Raw genomic sequence first — 14,257 nt, forward strand, 5'->3', positions numbered from 1 at the left:
GCTACGCGAACTTCGGCATCTCGCCGACCGTCTTGGACAGGTCGATCACGGCGAAGGCCGCGCCCTGCGGGTCCGTGACCGCCGCGAAGCGGCCGAAGGGGCTGTCCACCGGGCCGAAGTGCAGCGTGCCGCCGTGCCCGGTCGCCTTCGCCACCGCGGCGTCGCAGTCCGGCACGGCGAAGTAGACCTGGACGTACGAGGGGATCTCCGGCGGGAAGTCGGTGCCCATGTTCATCCGGCCCAGCACCGGGTTGTCCGGGCCGCCCACGCTGAAGACTTTGTAGTCCATCCCGGCCGCCTCCGGGGAGTCGCCCATGTCCATCTGCTGGGTCCCGTACGGGAAGACCTTCGGCAGGAACGCGTCCACCTTGGACACGTCGCGCGAGAAGAGCTCCGCCCAGGCGTACGCGCCGGTCTCGCCGAGCTTCTCGAAGCCCTTGTGGTCGCCGGGCTGCCAGATGCCGAAGACCGCGCCGCTCGGCTCCTTGGCGATCGCCATCGTGCCGAACGAGCCGACCTGCATCGGCTCCATCAGCAGTTCGCCGCCGGCCGACTTGACCTTCTCGGCGGTGGCCGCCGCATCGGCCGAGGCGAAGTACAGACACCACTGCGAGGGCGCGTCCCCGCCCGGCATCGGCGGGACGACGGCCGCGACGGCCTTGCCGTCCGAATAGGCCTGCGTGTAGTTGCCGTACTCGCTGGTGGACTCGCCGAAGGTCCAGCCCAGTACGTCGGCGTAGAACGTCTTGGCGCCCTCCACATCGGTGAACATCGCGTCCACCCAGCAGGGGGCGCCTTCGGGGAACTCAGCCATGATCGATCGACTCCTGTGTCGTCTACGACGTGACCCGTCTCGTCCTCACGCTAGGGGCGGCCTCCGACAAGCGCGCGGGGAGCGCCGCCGCGCGGGACCCTGGGGGCATGGACAAGGACACAGGCGTCACGATCCGGCTGGCCCAGCAGCCCGAGGCCGACGCGCTGCTCGGCCGCAGCCCGCTCGCCGCGCTCGTCGGGATGCTGCTGGACCAGCAGGTACCGATGGAGTGGGCGTTCTCCGGCCCCTACACGATCGCGCGGCGGCTCGGCTCCGACGACCTCGACGCGCACGTGATCGCGGCCTACGACCCGGAGGCCTTCGCGGCACTGCTCTCCGAGAAGCCGGCCGTGCACCGCTACCCGGGGTCGATGGCGAAGCGGGTGCAGCAGCTGTGCGCGCACCTGGTGGAGCACTACGCGGGGGACGCGGCGCAGGTGTGGGCCGACGCGGACACGGGGGCCGAGCTGCTCGGGCGGCTGAAGGAGCTGCCGGGCTTCGGGGAGCAGAAGGCGCAGATCTTCCTGGCGCTCCTGGGCAAGCGGTTCGCCGTCCGGCCGACGGGCTGGCGGGAGGCGGCCGGCGGGTACGGGCCGGCGGACGTCTACCGGTCGGCGGCCGACATCACCGGCCCCGAATCGCTGGCGAAGGTACGGGCGCACAAGCAGGAGGCGAAGGCCGCGGCGAAGGCGGCCAAGACCGCCAAGGGCTAGTGGAGGAAGTGGAGTTGGCGGTTCGGGGCGGGCTCGCGCAGATACGCGAAAACGTCCCCGGGATTGTCAGACCCCCGCCGTAGACTCGTGATCATGACTGAGAACCTGACCCGCGCCGCCACTGCCGAATCCATCTCCGACGGCCCGGGCAGTGTGATCACGCTGCTGACGGACACCGCCGAACTCACCTGCAACACGGCCAGCTTCGAGGCCGGCGCGGCGGGCGCCCCGGTGCACTTCCACACCAAGGCGACCGAGTTCTTCCACGTCACGGACGGACGGCTCGACGTCCTCGTCGGCGACGAGATACACACCCTGGTCAAGGGCGACTTCATCGCCGTCCCGCCCGGCGTGAAGCACGCCTTCGCCCCGGCCTCCGACAGCACGGCCGAGGTCTTCGTCGGCTTCACCCCGGGCATGGGCCGCTTCGACTACTACCGGCTGCTCGGCCGGGTCCGGGCCGGCGAGGCGACCGTGCAGGACATCATCGACAGCCAGCCGGTCTACGACAACCACTACGCGGAGAGCGACACCTGGGCCGGTCGCCTGAAGCGCAGCGCCGAAGCGTAGACCTCGTCCGCGTCGAGCCTGCGCAGCTCCTCCGCCATCAGCTCGGCGCTGCTGCGGATCTTCAGGGCCACCTTGCGGTCCGGGCTGCCGGGCAGGAGCAGCGTGGCCAGGACCCCGTCCGGGCGGTCGACGCGAATCTCCCCGGACGTGGTCGTCAGCCGGACCCGGGTGATCACCGGACCCTCGGTGGCCACCCGGTCCACCGGCACGCCGAGCCGGTCCTCCAGCCACCGGGCGAGCAGCTCGGAGCTGGCGTTGCCGGGCTCGCTCTCGACGGCCGCGCCGGTCACCGGGAGCGGCTTCTGGTCCAGGGCGGCGGCCAGCAGCGACCGCCAGGGGGTCAGGCGGGTCCAGGCGAGGTCGGTGTCCCCGGGGGCGTAGGCCGCGGCGCGGGCATCGAGGGCCCCGACCGGGTCGGCGGCGGCCTCGGCGTCGGTGATCCTGCGCTGCGCGAGGGCGCCCAGGGGGTCCCGGGCGGGCGCGTCCGGAGCGTCGGCCGGCCACCAGGCGACGACGGGGGCGTCGGGCACCAGGAGCGGCAGCACGACGGATCCGGCGTGCTCGTTGAGCGTCCCGTGCAGGCGGAGCAGCACGATCTCCCCGGAACCGGCGTCGGTGCCGACGCGCAGCTCGGCGTCGAGGCGGTTCTGGCGGAGGCGCTGCGGGCCGCGGGCGGTGCGCTTGATCACCGCGATGATGCGGCAGGGGTGTTCGCGCGAGGCCTCTGAGGCGGCGCGGACGGCGTCGTAGGCGTTCTCCTCGTCGGTGGCGACGAGGAGGTTGAGCACGAGACCCATCGTGGGGCTGCCGACGGCCCTTCGGGCGTCGAGCAGAGCCTTGTTGACCTTGCTGGAGGTGGTGTCGGTGAGTTCGGTCCGCATGCTCCGAGTCTCGCAGCCGGTCGGCTTCGCCGATACCGGTGGCCGGGGGTCGCGCCGTGTCCGCTGCGCGGGGGCCTGACCGGCCGGCGGGGCTGAAATGCATCCCTCAGTGGCGGCGGCGGGTCGTGCCGAAGAGGGAGCGGGAGATCTCGCGGCCCACCTGGGTGCCGATGGAGCGGGCCAGGGAGCGGAAGAGGCCGCTGCCCACCACCTGTTCGGCGAGGGAGGGGTCCGGCTTCGGCGCGGTCCGGGCCGGGGCGCGCGCGCTCTTCGCCTCCTCGGCCGCGGCGGCCGCCGCTTCGGCTTGCGCCTCCGCCGCCGCCTGCTCCGCGCTGATCTTCTCGAACGCCGACTCCCGGTCGACCGGCTGCGCGTAGCGCGCGTAGAGGGGGGAGGAGGTGACCGCCCGGTCGAGCTCCGCCGCGTCGACCGGGCCCATCAGGGACTGCGGGGCCCGCAGCCGGGTCGCGGCCACCGGTGTCGGCGCGCCGCTCTCGCTCAGGACGGTGATCACCGCCTCGCCCGTCCCCAGCCCGGTGAGCAGTTCCTCGAGGTCGTACGCGGAGTGGGGGAAGGTCCTCACCGTCGCCTTCAGCGCCTTCGCGTCGTCCGGGGTGAAGGCGCGCAGCGCGTGCTGCACCCGGTTGCCGAGCTGGGCCAGGACGTCGGCCGGGACGTCCTTGGGGGTCTGCGTCACGAAGAAGACGCCGATGCCCTTGGAGCGGATGAGCCGCACGGTCTGGGTGACGGAGTCCAGGAAGGCCTTCGAGGCGCCGTTGAAGAGCAGGTGGGCCTCGTCGAAGAAGAAGACGAGCTTGGGCTTCTCCAGGTCGCCGACTTCCGGCAGGCCTGTGTAGAGGTCGGCCAGCAGCCACATCAGGAAGGTGGAGAAGAGCTGCGGTTTGTCCTGGACCGCCGGGAGTTCCAGCACGGAGACCAGTCCGCGCCCGTCGGCCGCCGTCCGGAGGAATTCGCCGGTGTCGAACTCGGGCTCGCCGAAGAATTCGGCGGCGCCCTGCTGCTCGAAGGCGGTCAGGGCCCGCAGGATCACCCCGGCGGTCACCGTGGACAGTCCGCCGATGCCCTTGAGTTCCGGCTTTCCCTGGTCGGAGACGAGGAACGCGGTGACCGCCCGCAGGTCCTTGAGGTCGATGAGCTCCAGGCCCTTGGTGTCGGCGTAGTGGAAGATCAGCCCGAGCGACTGTTCCTGCGTCTGGTTGAGCTCGAGCACCTTGGACATGAGGACGGGGCCGAAACTCGTCACGGTCGCCCGGAGCGGGATGCCGGGCCCGATCCCGCCCAGCGAGTAGAACGCGGCGGGGTGTCCGGTGGCCTGCCATTCCTGGGCCACCTCCTCGGCCCGTTGCTCGATCTTCCCGTTGACCGTGCCCGGTACGGAGATGCCCGAGACGTCGCCCTTGATGTCCGCGAGGAAGACCGGGACACCGTTCTCCGAGAGCTGCTCGGCGATGAGTTGCAGTGTCTTGGTCTTGCCCGTGCCGGTGGCCCCGGCGACCAGTCCGTGGCGGTTGAGCATCGACAGCGGGATGCGGATCTGGAGCTCCGGCCGGCACGTTCCGTCCCAGAGCAGGGCGCCCAGATCGAGCGTGGGTCCGGTCGAGACGTAGCCGGCCGCGATCTGGCGGGCCGGTGACAAGGGGTCGGTGGTCTCGCTCATTTATCGCTCCCGGATTAGTACTGTCTGCCACCTTTGCACCGTCATCGCAAGGCTGCGCCCGCAGGCACCGGCCCGGTAGGCTTTCCGTGTGATCTTCAAGCGCATCGGAAACAGGCGGCCGTACCCCGACCACGGCAGGGAAACCACCCGGCAGTGGGCGGATGTCGCCCCGCGCCCGGTCCGGCTCGACCAGCTGGTGACGACCAAGGGCCAGCTCGACCTCGAAACCCTGCTCGCCGAGGACTCGACCTTCTACGGGGACCTCTTCGCCCACGTCGTGAAGTGGCAGGGCGACCTGTACCTGGAGGACGGGCTGCACCGCGCCGTCCGCGCCGCGCTCCAGCAGCGCCAGGTCCTGCACGCGCGCGTCCTCGAACTGGGCTGAGGGCCGAAGCGAGGAACCGGGCCGGGGGCCGGACGGTGAGCCGGACCGCGAGCCGGACCGGGAGCCGGGCCCGCGCGCGCCCATCGGGTGCCGGATGCGTCCCGGTTGCGCCTTTCGGGTCGCTCTTGCCCTATCAACAGATGATTCAGTGGGCATCGGCAGCGGTCGGTATTACGCTGCGCTCATGAGCATGCTCACTCCCCCTGGCATGGGCGGAAAGTACCGCGTAACGGGAGCGGCTTACCCCCGCATGTCCCGCCCGCGACGCCGCCGCCGGATCGTCCTCCTCGTGCTCGGCTCCATCGTCGGGCTCGCCCTGATCGGGTACGGGGCGATGCAGCTCATCGACGTGTTCCGCGGCGACACGGGCAAACGCAACGCCGCCGCGGCCGCCAAGAACTGCGCCACCCCCGCCCCCAAGGCCGGCGCCGCGGCCGCCTCCGCCGCACCCCAGGTCGCGCTCCCCCAGCCGGGCCAGATCACGGTCAACGTCTACAACGCGACCCCGCGCGCGGGCCTCGCCAAGGCGGTCGGCGACGAGCTGAAGAAACGCGGCTTCGCCATCGGCAAGGTCGGCAACGCCCCCGCCGACTTCGACAAGAAGGTCCCGGACGCCGGGATACTGGTCGGCTCGCCGCAGACCGACAAGGCGGCCTTCTCCGTACTGGGCACCAACCTGGCCGGCGCCACGCACCAGACCGACACCCGCGAGAGCGCGGACATCGATCTGATCCTCGGCGACGCGTTCAAGGAGCTCACGACGAAGGAGGACGCGGACAAGGCGCTGGCCCTCCTGGCCAACCCCCAGCCCGCGCCTCCCAAGAAGTGCTGAACCGCGGCGCGTAGCGGCGGCGCGGGCTACTCGGCCGAGCCGTACATGCGGTCGCCCGCGTCGCCCAGGCCCGGCACGATGTAGCCGTGCTCGTTGAGCCGCTCGTCCACGGCGGCCGTCACCACCGTCACCGGCGTGCCCGCCAGCTCGCGCTCCATGACCTCGACGCCCTCGGGCGCGGCCAGCAGCACCACCGCGGTCACGTCGTCCGCGCCGCGCTTGATGAGTTCCTGGATCGCCGCGACCAGCGTGCCGCCGGTGGCCAGCATCGGGTCCACCACGTAGACCTGGCGCCCCGAGAGGTCCTCCGGCATGCGCGTCGCGTACGTGGACGCCTCCAGGGTGTCCTCGTTGCGGACCATGCCGAGGAAGCCCACCTCGGCGGTCGGCAGCAGCCGCACCATGCCGTCGAGCATGCCGAGGCCGGCGCGCAGGATCGGGACGACCAGCGGGCGCGGGTGGGAGAGCTTCACGCCGGTGGTCGGGCCGACCGGGGTGACGATGTCGGCCTGCTCCGTGCGCACGTCCCGGGTGGCCTCGTACGCGAGCAGGGTGACCAGCTCGTCGGCCAGGCGCCGGAAGGTGGCGGAGTCGGTGCGCTTGTCGCGCAGGGTGGTGAGTTTGTGCGCCACCAACGGGTGATCCACGACCTGCAAACGCACAACATCCTCCAAGACTCAGCTGCCGGGTTCCCGCCTGCGACCTGCGACCGCGCCACCCGTAAGAAAAGGGCGCGAACGCGCGACCCACACCCAAAAGGCTACGCGCTGTGCCCGCCCCTTCGTGCCCGAAGCGGCGGCCGCGCCGCCGACGGCCCGGAGATGCGACCCGCCCGGACCCCCAGCAGTCTGGGGAGATGACCGACCCCCGGGTGATCGCGGCCGTCGACGGATCCGAACACAGCCTCAGGGCGCTGGAGTGGGCGCGGGCCGCGGCAGTGCGCCACCGCACCGGGCTGCTCGTCGCCCACGTGCTGCCCGACAGCGCCCAGCTGTACGCGGCACGCCGTTCCTCGCTCCACGACGCCTCCGAGCCGCAGGAGTTCGCCGACCCCGTCGGTGACCGGATCCGCGCGCTCCTGGCCACGGGGCCCTCCATGCCCTCCGAAGTGGCCTACGAACCGATGGAGGGCTCGGTGCCCGAAGCGCTGCGGGCCGTCGGGGAGGGCGCCCGGATGCTGGTGATGGGCTCGCGCGGCCGGGGCGGCTTCGCCTCCCTGCTGCTCGGTTCGAACAGCCGCGCCGTGGCCACCAGCGCGGCGTGCCCGGTGGTCGTCGTCGCGCACGAGGCGCGCGCCGCCGGGGCCGCCGCACAGCCCTCGGCCGGCCGGATCGTGCTCGGGCTGCACACCGCGGAGACCCCCGACGACGTACTGGACTTCGCGTTCACCGAGGCCGCCGCGCGGGGGACGGCCGTCCAGGTGGTCTCCGCGTACAGCATCCCGCCGTCGCCGACGATGGTGATCGACAGCCCCTTCGCGGTGATCCCGCCCGAGGCGCTGGTGGGGGAGGACGACAACGCGGTGCCGGCCGAGCGGGAGATGCTGCGCTACCAGACGGAGCGGCTGGCCCCCTTCCGCGACCGGTACCCCGGCGTGCCCGTCGAGCAGGCGGCGGTACCGGGGGACGCGGCGGGCCGGCTGGTGGAGGCCTCGGCCTCGGCGGCGCTGGTCGTGGTGGGCCGCCACCACCCGCGCCGGCACATCCGGTCCCTGATGATCGGCTCGGTGGCGAACGCGGTGCTCCAGCACGCGCACGGGCCGGTGGCGGTGATTCCGACCCTGTCGGAATCCGACTGATACGCGACGGAAGGTGGCATCAAACCGCTGGTCCGAGGGAAGGTGGGGGGCGGGGGGCGGACCGGAGCGGACCATCCAGGGGCGGTGACCCATGCCCGAAGACGACCACGAGACACCGGAAAGCACGGCGCAGCGCAGAGCCCGGCGCGCGCAATTCCTCCGCGACCTGCACGAGGCCCGGGAACTGCGCGACCGCGTCCAGCCCAGACGCGCCCGTGCGGCCCGTATGCGCCAGCAGATGCGCATGCGCACCTTCCGCTGGTGACGGCCCCGGCGCGGTCCCGGATCCGGCCTCCGACCAGGCCGCGGGCGCCCCGCCGCGCGCCGCCGGACCGGGCCCCCGGAGCCCCCGTACAACACGCGCGGCCAGCGCCACGGCGCGGAAGACCTCTCGCAAAGCCTTCGTTTCTGCCACGATGCCGATTGGGCGGGGTACGAAACGGTGAGCAGGACGGCCGTTCCACTCCCCCTCCACCTCCGGCCGGGGGGACCTCCAACCGGCACGCCTATGACCAGTGGGAGAGTCACGGTGTATTTCGCCGCACTGCTCGCGCGCACCGAAGACGGGTGGGAAGCGAGCGACATGGAACTCGACAACGTCGAGTCCCTGAGTGATCTGATCGATCTCGCCCGTTCCGCCGCTGTCGACGACGACACGGTGGTTGCCCTCATCGAACAGGAGGACGCCTGGTTCGGGGTCGTCCGCGTGGACGGCGAGGAAGACCCGCGCTACTACGTGTCCAACGCCTCCACCGCCTCCCGCAGCTCCTACGGCTCGATGCTGACCGACGAGCTGCTCGGCAAGGACGAGGAGGACGTCGAACTCGACGAACTCGACCTCGACGGCACCGAAGACGGCGAGGACGAAGCCATCGCCTCGTACGCGGACGAAGACACCGAGGAGGAAGAAGACGAAGACGCGGACGACGAACCCCGCGCCGGGGCCGAACCGGTGCCCTCCGGCCCGCTCGGCGACCCCCGGCTGCTCGACGACCTCGGGGTGAGCCACCGGCAACTCATGACGCTGGAGGGGGACGCCCTCTCGGAGATCGCCGATTCGCTCGGCGCCACCGAGGTGCTGGAGGCCGTCCGCTAGTGATCACCGCGCACGCACCCGATCCCGTACGGGACCAGTGGCGGGACTCCATGCGCCTGGCGCTCGAGGAGGCCGCACGGGCGGTGCCGGCCGGCGACGTGCCGGTCGGCGCCGTCGTGCTCGGCCCGGACGGGGATCTCCTCTCCACCGGGTACAACGAGCGCGAGGCGACCGGCGACCCGACGGCGCACGCCGAGGTCCTGGCGCTGCGCCGGGCGGCCGCCGCGCTCGGGGAATGGCGGCTCCCGGGGTGCACCCTCGTGGTGACCCTGGAGCCGTGCGTGATGTGCGCGGGCGCGCTCGTGCAGGCGCGGGTGGCCCGGGTCGTCTACGGGGCCGCCGACGAGAAGGCGGGCGCGGCCGGGTCCCTGTGGGACCTCGTGCGGGACCGCCGGCTCAACCACCGGCCCGAAGTGGTCGGGGGCGTCCTCGCGGGGGAGTGCGCCCGGCAGCTCAAGGACTTCTTCCGCGATCTCTGACCCCGGGCGCGACACGGGCGGGGCCGCGGGGATCCTCGTCCGAGGGTATGGATTTCAGAGCACGGCCCACCTTGGGCTAAGCTCTCTCTCGGTAGCGTGTCCGAGCGGCCGAAGGAGCACGCCTCGAAAGCGTGTGATGGTGCAAGCTATCCGTGGGTTCAAATCCCACCGCTACCGCTCTTGAACCGCCCCTGACCCGTTCCGACGGGTCAGGGGCGGTTTTGCTGTCCCGGCCGGTGAAGGCGTCGAGGTGACTCAACCGCCGAACACGAGGGGGACGCAGGCCGCCGCGACGGCCCGCGACAGTTCCCCGGCGACCACGGCCACGGCCGGCGAGCACCGGGCCCGCGGCGCCGGCGCGCAGCCCATCGCCGGCCCCAGCCGGGCCGCGCCGAGCATGGTGGCCAGCACCCGCGCCGCGGCGCCCTCCGGAGCGCGCTGCGGGTCCTCGGCCGCGGCGGCCGCACGGACCAGGGCCGCCAGCCGGGCCGCCTCGCGCGCGTCGCTCGGCAGGTGGCCGACCACCGGGAAGAGGCCGAACCGGCTGCTGCGCACCCGCGTCATCCGGCCGGCCTCCAGCAACTGGGCGCGTACCGCGCTCAGCGCCCCGTCCGCCCCGCGTTCCAGCCAGGCCCGTGCGCCGAGCGCCCGGTCGGCGAGCACCATCCGCTCGAGCAGCGCGTCCCCGACCGGGTCGGCCGCGGCCGCGTAGTCCCGTACGAGCACCTCGTCCGGCCGCACCTCGACCCGGCCGGTCCGCTCCAGGTCCAGCAGTACGGCGGCGGCCAGCGCGTATCCGAGCTCGCGGTGCCGGCGCCGGACGACCACCTGGTCGAGGGAGCCGGCCACGGCGAGCAGCAGCGTCTCGTGCAGGGGCGGACCTCCGCCGGACGGGCGCCGCAAGGTCAGCTGCCCTGCTCGAGGGGGAAGCCCTGCCTCTTCCAGTACTCGATGCCGCCCAGCATCTCCTTCACGCGCAGGCCGTGGGCGGCGAGCTTGGCCGCGCCCTTGGTCCCGGCGTTGCAGCCGGGTCCCCAGCCGTACGTGACGTAGACCTGCCCGGGATCGAGGGCCGCCACGTCCTCGGGGGTCATGTCGTGGTGCGAGAGGTTGCGGGCGCCGGCGACGTGCTCGGCGCGGTAGGACTCGGGCTTGCGGACGTCGAGGACGACGAAGCCGCCGTGGCCCGCCCGCAGGTCGTGGTGGACGTCGTAGGCGTCCGTCTCGCAGCGCAGCTTGGTGCGGTAGAAGTACTCCACGGCCTCGGCCGGGTCGGCCGCGGGGACGCCGAGCACCTTGTGGTCCTCGTCGGACAGCTCGGCGAACAGACCGGTCTTCGTTTCTTCGTGGCTCATGAGGTCACGACACCTTTCCCATGACGGAGTTGAGTGAAGCAGTGGGCGCCGGGGCGGCGGTGGACTCCGGGAGCCAGAGGTCCTCCGGCGAGAGGGCGGACACGTCGTACTTGCCGAGCGCGCTGATCAGCAGCTGCAGTTCGAGGCGGAGCGCCTCGACCAGGCGCACCAGGCCCTCCTGCGGGTCCTCGGCGACCGCCAGCAGTGCGGCGCGGCCGAGCCCGACCGCTTCCGCCCCCAGCGCGAGGCACTTCAGGGCGCGCCCGCCCTCCCACATCCGCCCGGAGGCCAGCAGCCCGCGCTGCGCACCGCCCGCCGCGCGGATCCGGGCCAGGCATTCGCCGAGCCCCAGTCCGACCTGTGAGAGGAAGACGCGCGGCGCCCAGCCGGTGCCGCCCTCGGCGCCGTCGACGCTCACCGCGTCGGCGCCGGCCCGCAGGGCCACGTCGACGGCCCGGGCGATGTCGCGGCCCGGGGGCAGCTTCACCCAGACGCGGCAGCGCGGGTAGTTGTTGCGCATCAGCCGGATCTGCTGGGTGAGGATCTCCTCGGTGAAGGTCCCCGGGGTGGCGCAGCGCACGACCTGGTCGCTGTCGGAGCCGTAGGTGTCGGTGATCTGGAAGCGGTCGGACAGCGATCCGGCGGCCGCCCGGTCCACGAGGGTGATCCCGCCCAGGCCGGGCTTGGCGCCCTGTCCCACCTTCAGCTCGAAGGCCAGCCGGCCCGATTCGAGGAGCGGGGCCACCGTCGGGTCGCTGTAGACCATGTTCCAGACCTCGGCGTCCGCGTCCTGCGTGGACTGCTGGACGACGATTCCCCCCGAGGTGCCGCCCGCCTCCAGGTATCCGGAGATGCGGGCCAGCAGGGAGCCGGGGCGGCTCTCGCCGCCGCGGCCGTAGCCGTTGACCGGGACGACGTTCTCGCCGATCACCATAGGGATGCCGAGCCGGCCGGCCTGCCGGCCGAGGTCCTCGCCCAGGGTGGACGAGGCGACCTGGGTGGAGCCGAAGGCGGAGACGTACAGCGGCACGGGGGAGAAGAAGCCGCCGATCGAGGTGGCCAGGACGACATCGCTGGGCAGCGGTTCCTCGCCCAGGTCGAAGAGCTTCTCCAGGCGCTGCGGGACGAACACGGGCGGCACGATCCGCATCCGGTCGAGCGGGTCGCCGCCGGCGGGGCCGCCGGGCTCCGCGCCGAGCAGTGCCCGTCCGTACGAGCCCGGTTCGGGGAAGACGGCCGCCGCGCCGCGGCGCGCCCTGTCGCGTATCGCCTCTTCCTCGTATCCCGGGGCGCCCAGGGGGTGCGCGGTCATGCCGAGACCACCCCGGGGATCTTCGGGAAGGAGCAGGCCTGCCACACGGCGTCGAGGCCGGCCACGCAGCGGGTGAGCCGCTCCAGGCCGATGCCGAAGCCGGCGCTGGCGGGCAGGCCCTCGCGGGCGATGTCCAGGTACCAGCGGTACTTGGCCGGGTTCTCGCCGGTCTCGCGCATCCGGGTGATCAGCCGCGTGTACTCGTACTCGCGCTCGCTGCCGCTGATGACCTCGCCGAACCCGCCCGGCAGGATCAGGTCGAAGTTGTGCAGGACACCGGGGTCGGTGGTGCTCTCGCGGTCGTAGAAGCCGCGGGAGCCCTTGGGGTAGTCGACGACGAAGAAGGCGCCCAGGCTCTTGCGGGAGAGGAGCTCCTCGCCCTCCCAGTCGAGCTCCGCGTCGGTGCTCTGGCCGTGGCCCAGGACGTGCAGCCGCTCGACGGCCTCCCGGTGCGTGATCCGGCCGAAGTCCGTCTCCGCGATCGCCCTGAGGGCGTCGACGTCCCGTCCCAGTACGGCCAGTTCCTCGCCCATGTCGGCGATGCAGGCGGCGACGACGTGGCGCACGAGCCGCTCGGCGAGCGCCGTCACGTCGTCGCGGGTGGCTCCGGCGACCTCCACGTCGATCTGGTGGAACTCGGCGAGGTGGCGGTGGGTGGTGGCCGTCTCCAGCGGCTCCATGCGGACGTTGGGGGCCACGTTGAAGATCTTGTCGAAGGCCAGCAGCGAGGCCTGCTTGTAGAGGATGCCGCTGGTCATGAGCTTGTAGGTGTGCCCGTAGAAGTCGATGTCCACCTGCTTGGCGCCACGGCCGCCCGGGTCGGTCACCGCGCCGATGGTCGGCGGCAGCAGCTCCATGAAGCCCTCGGCGCCCAGCAGTTCGCGGGCGGCGGCCAGGATCCGCTGCTGGATGCGCAGGGTGGCCCGGGTGGCGGGCGAGCGCAGGTGCTGCAGCGGCGCCGGCGGGACGAAGGCGTCCTGGACGGCGTCCGGCAGTGCCTGGACGGGCGAGACGGGTGCGATGGTCATGGCTGCTTCCCCAAAAGGTCGGAGGGCGTCGAAAAAGAGCGTGAAAGGTGTGTACGAAGAGCGGGCCGCGGCGCGGGTCAGCCGTACAGCCAGTCGTGGAGCATGCGGTGCCCGAGCGAGTCGGCCGGTCCCAGGGAGTGCCCGTCCGCGAGGCGGGCGCGGAGTTCGTCCCGGGTGAACCAGCGGGCGTCGAGCAGTTCGCGCCGGTCGACGCGGATCACTTCGGAGGTGGCGCGGGCCCGGAAGCCCACCATCAGGCCGGCCGGGAAGGGCCAGCCCTGGGAGCCCTCGTACGAGAGCGGCACGACCGGTAGGCCGGCCTCCTCGAAGATCTCGCGCTCCACGGCTCCCTCCAGGCTCTCGCCGATCTCGGCGAAACCAGCCAGCAGGGAAAAGGAGTTCTCGGGTGCGCCGCGATGGCGGGCGAGCAGGCAGCGGGCCGGGTCGCCCGGTGCCTGGACGAGAACGATCACTGCGGGTTCGATGCGGGGGAAGTGCTGCACACCGCAGTCGGCGGAGCCGCAGAGACGGACGTGTCCGCCGTGCGCGCTCGCCGTGGCGGAGCCGCACACCCCGCAGTAGCGCTGGCGCCGGTGCCAGTGGAGCAGGCCCCTGGCGCAGGCGAGCAGTGCGGCGTCGGCGGCGGTCAGCCCGGCGAACAGGTCGCGGACGTCGGCCGTGGCGGCCGCGCCGGCGAGTCCGAGCGCCTCCTGCTCGCCGAGGTCCGACAGGTCGGCGGCGAACACCCCGCGGGGTCGGGCTTCCGGCCCGCCGGGGCCGTTCCCGTCCCCGGGCCGTCCGTCGGTACCGAGCAGCACGAGCTGTCCGGCGGCCGCCACGGTGGCGGCGGCCGCCGCTCCGCGCAGCCTGAGGGGAGCGCCGGTGGCGGCGTCGAGCAGGCAGCGGCCGTTCCACAGAGGAACGAAGTCCGCGTCCGGGGACGCCATCGTGGCGGCCACCCAGGCCGGGTCCTCGCGGTGCCCGCCCGCCCGGTCCAGGGCTACCCGTACATAGGCCGGAGCCGCCTCTCGGGACGCAAGGGATTCCATGGACGCGTTCGCTCCAGCCTTCGGGGTCGCTTCGGTCGAAGGGGGCCGGACCGTGGCCGCCTGATCCGAGACTGGCCCCGCGCCGGGCCCTCCCGCAAGAACGGCCGCACCTCGTGATCACGCCAGTCACAAGAACGACAGCGCGGCCGGGACGGACGCCCGGGCGCCCGGGGCGCGGGGTGGGCCCGGCGTGGGGGCGTCCTTCTTACGCCAGACGCAATCACGAAGTCCTCCCGCCCTTGTAGCCACGATTCCCGCACGTCAGGC

17 protein-coding genes and 1 tRNA gene are annotated in these 14,257 nt (G+C 72.6%); 9 read left to right on the forward strand and 9 right to left on the reverse strand.

Translation table 11 applies throughout. The features are described from left to right. Position 1: 1 nt before the first annotated feature. A complete protein-coding gene (locus ABZY44_RS09785; RefSeq protein WP_356651746.1) occupies positions 2 to 814 on the reverse strand; it encodes a VOC family protein in 813 nt (270 codons plus the stop codon). 107 nt (positions 815 to 921) lie between these two features. Between ABZY44_RS09785 and ABZY44_RS09790 the strand changes: the two genes are divergently transcribed. Together ABZY44_RS09790 and ABZY44_RS09795 are read left to right on the forward strand one after the other, a co-directional pair. Further along, on the forward strand, positions 922 to 1,527 hold the full coding sequence (locus ABZY44_RS09790; RefSeq protein ID WP_356651748.1) for an HhH-GPD-type base excision DNA repair protein: 606 nt from the start codon (positions 922 to 924) through the stop codon (positions 1,525 to 1,527). A gap of 93 nt (positions 1,528 to 1,620) precedes the next feature. Continuing rightward, positions 1,621 to 2,097 (forward strand): cupin domain-containing protein, encoded by a 477-nt coding sequence (locus ABZY44_RS09795; protein WP_356651750.1) that lies wholly within the window; start codon positions 1,621 to 1,623, stop codon positions 2,095 to 2,097. Here the strand turns inward: ABZY44_RS09795 and opcA are convergent. After that, positions 2,043 to 2,978 (reverse strand): glucose-6-phosphate dehydrogenase assembly protein OpcA, encoded by a 936-nt coding sequence (opcA, locus tag ABZY44_RS09800; protein ID WP_356651752.1) that lies wholly within the window; start codon positions 2,976 to 2,978, stop codon positions 2,043 to 2,045. The genes ABZY44_RS09795 and opcA overlap by 55 nt on opposite strands. A gap of 106 nt (positions 2,979 to 3,084) precedes the next feature. Beyond that, positions 3,085 to 4,656 carry a helicase HerA-like domain-containing protein gene (locus ABZY44_RS09805; protein ID WP_356651754.1) on the reverse strand — a complete coding sequence of 524 codons (1,572 nt, stop codon included), beginning with the start codon at positions 4,654 to 4,656 and terminating at the stop codon, positions 3,085 to 3,087. 88 nt (positions 4,657 to 4,744) lie between these two features. Between ABZY44_RS09805 and ABZY44_RS09810 the strand changes: the two genes are divergently transcribed. Both ABZY44_RS09810 and ABZY44_RS09815 read left to right on the forward strand, forming a co-directional pair. Further along, positions 4,745 to 5,041 carry a type II toxin-antitoxin system VapB family antitoxin gene (locus ABZY44_RS09810; protein ID WP_112446725.1) on the forward strand — a complete coding sequence of 99 codons (297 nt, stop codon included), beginning with the start codon at positions 4,745 to 4,747 and terminating at the stop codon, positions 5,039 to 5,041. Between the two features lie 208 nt (positions 5,042 to 5,249). Further along, positions 5,250 to 5,873, forward strand: a complete 624-nt coding sequence (locus ABZY44_RS09815) for a LytR C-terminal domain-containing protein (protein ID WP_356651837.1) — start codon at positions 5,250 to 5,252, stop codon at positions 5,871 to 5,873. Positions 5,874 to 5,899: 26 nt separating this feature from the next. Here ABZY44_RS09815 and upp read toward each other — a convergent pair whose 3' ends face one another. Beyond that, positions 5,900 to 6,535, reverse strand: coding sequence for a uracil phosphoribosyltransferase (upp, locus tag ABZY44_RS09820; RefSeq protein WP_356651756.1), 636 nt, complete (start codon positions 6,533 to 6,535; stop codon positions 5,900 to 5,902). Positions 6,536 to 6,729: 194 nt separating this feature from the next. On the opposite strand from upp, the gene ABZY44_RS09825 reads away from it, so the two are divergent. The 5 genes from ABZY44_RS09825 (at position 6,730) to ABZY44_RS09845 (ending at position 9,423) form a co-directional block, all read left to right on the forward strand. Further along, the gene (locus ABZY44_RS09825) at positions 6,730 to 7,671 is read left to right on the forward strand and encodes a universal stress protein (RefSeq protein ID WP_356651758.1); all 942 of its coding nucleotides are present in this window, start codon (positions 6,730 to 6,732) and stop codon (positions 7,669 to 7,671) included. Between the two features lie 91 nt (positions 7,672 to 7,762). Continuing rightward, complete coding sequence (locus tag ABZY44_RS09830) at positions 7,763 to 7,936, forward strand: hypothetical protein (protein WP_356651760.1); 174 nt, start codon at positions 7,763 to 7,765, stop codon at positions 7,934 to 7,936. A gap of 264 nt (positions 7,937 to 8,200) precedes the next feature. After that, positions 8,201 to 8,767 carry a hypothetical protein gene (locus ABZY44_RS09835; RefSeq protein WP_356651762.1) on the forward strand — a complete coding sequence of 189 codons (567 nt, stop codon included), beginning with the start codon at positions 8,201 to 8,203 and terminating at the stop codon, positions 8,765 to 8,767. A 50-nt stretch (positions 8,768 to 8,817) separates the two neighbouring features. Next, on the forward strand, positions 8,818 to 9,246 hold the full coding sequence (tadA, locus tag ABZY44_RS09840) for a tRNA adenosine(34) deaminase TadA (protein WP_356651839.1): 429 nt from the start codon (positions 8,818 to 8,820) through the stop codon (positions 9,244 to 9,246). A gap of 90 nt (positions 9,247 to 9,336) precedes the next feature. Then, positions 9,337 to 9,423, forward strand: a tRNA-Ser gene (locus ABZY44_RS09845). A gap of 78 nt (positions 9,424 to 9,501) precedes the next feature. On the opposite strand, the gene ABZY44_RS09850 is transcribed toward ABZY44_RS09845, so the two are convergent. From ABZY44_RS09850 to nudC, 5 genes are all read right to left on the reverse strand, one after another. Then, the gene (locus ABZY44_RS09850) at positions 9,502 to 10,149 is read right to left on the reverse strand and encodes a GPP34 family phosphoprotein (protein WP_356651764.1); all 648 of its coding nucleotides are present in this window, start codon (positions 10,147 to 10,149) and stop codon (positions 9,502 to 9,504) included. Positions 10,150 to 10,151: 2 nt separating this feature from the next. Then, a complete protein-coding gene (locus ABZY44_RS09855; protein ID WP_356651766.1) occupies positions 10,152 to 10,601 on the reverse strand; it encodes a rhodanese-like domain-containing protein in 450 nt (149 codons plus the stop codon). 4 nt (positions 10,602 to 10,605) lie between these two features. Next, on the reverse strand, positions 10,606 to 11,913 hold the full coding sequence (locus ABZY44_RS09860; RefSeq protein ID WP_356651768.1) for a glutamate synthase-related protein: 1,308 nt from the start codon (positions 11,911 to 11,913) through the stop codon (positions 10,606 to 10,608). Next, the gene (locus ABZY44_RS09865) at positions 11,910 to 12,941 is read right to left on the reverse strand and encodes an asparagine synthetase A (protein WP_356651769.1); all 1,032 of its coding nucleotides are present in this window, start codon (positions 12,939 to 12,941) and stop codon (positions 11,910 to 11,912) included. Before ABZY44_RS09865 ends, ABZY44_RS09860 begins: the two co-directional genes overlap by 4 nt. A gap of 77 nt (positions 12,942 to 13,018) precedes the next feature. Further along, complete coding sequence (gene nudC / locus ABZY44_RS09870; protein WP_356651771.1) at positions 13,019 to 13,990, reverse strand: NAD(+) diphosphatase; 972 nt, start codon at positions 13,988 to 13,990, stop codon at positions 13,019 to 13,021. Between the last annotated feature and the right edge of the window lie 267 nt (positions 13,991 to 14,257).

It is taken from the genome of Streptomyces sp. NPDC006544 (genome assembly GCF_040611715.1).
Taxonomy (GTDB): Bacteria; Actinomycetota; Actinomycetes; order Streptomycetales; family Streptomycetaceae; genus Streptomyces.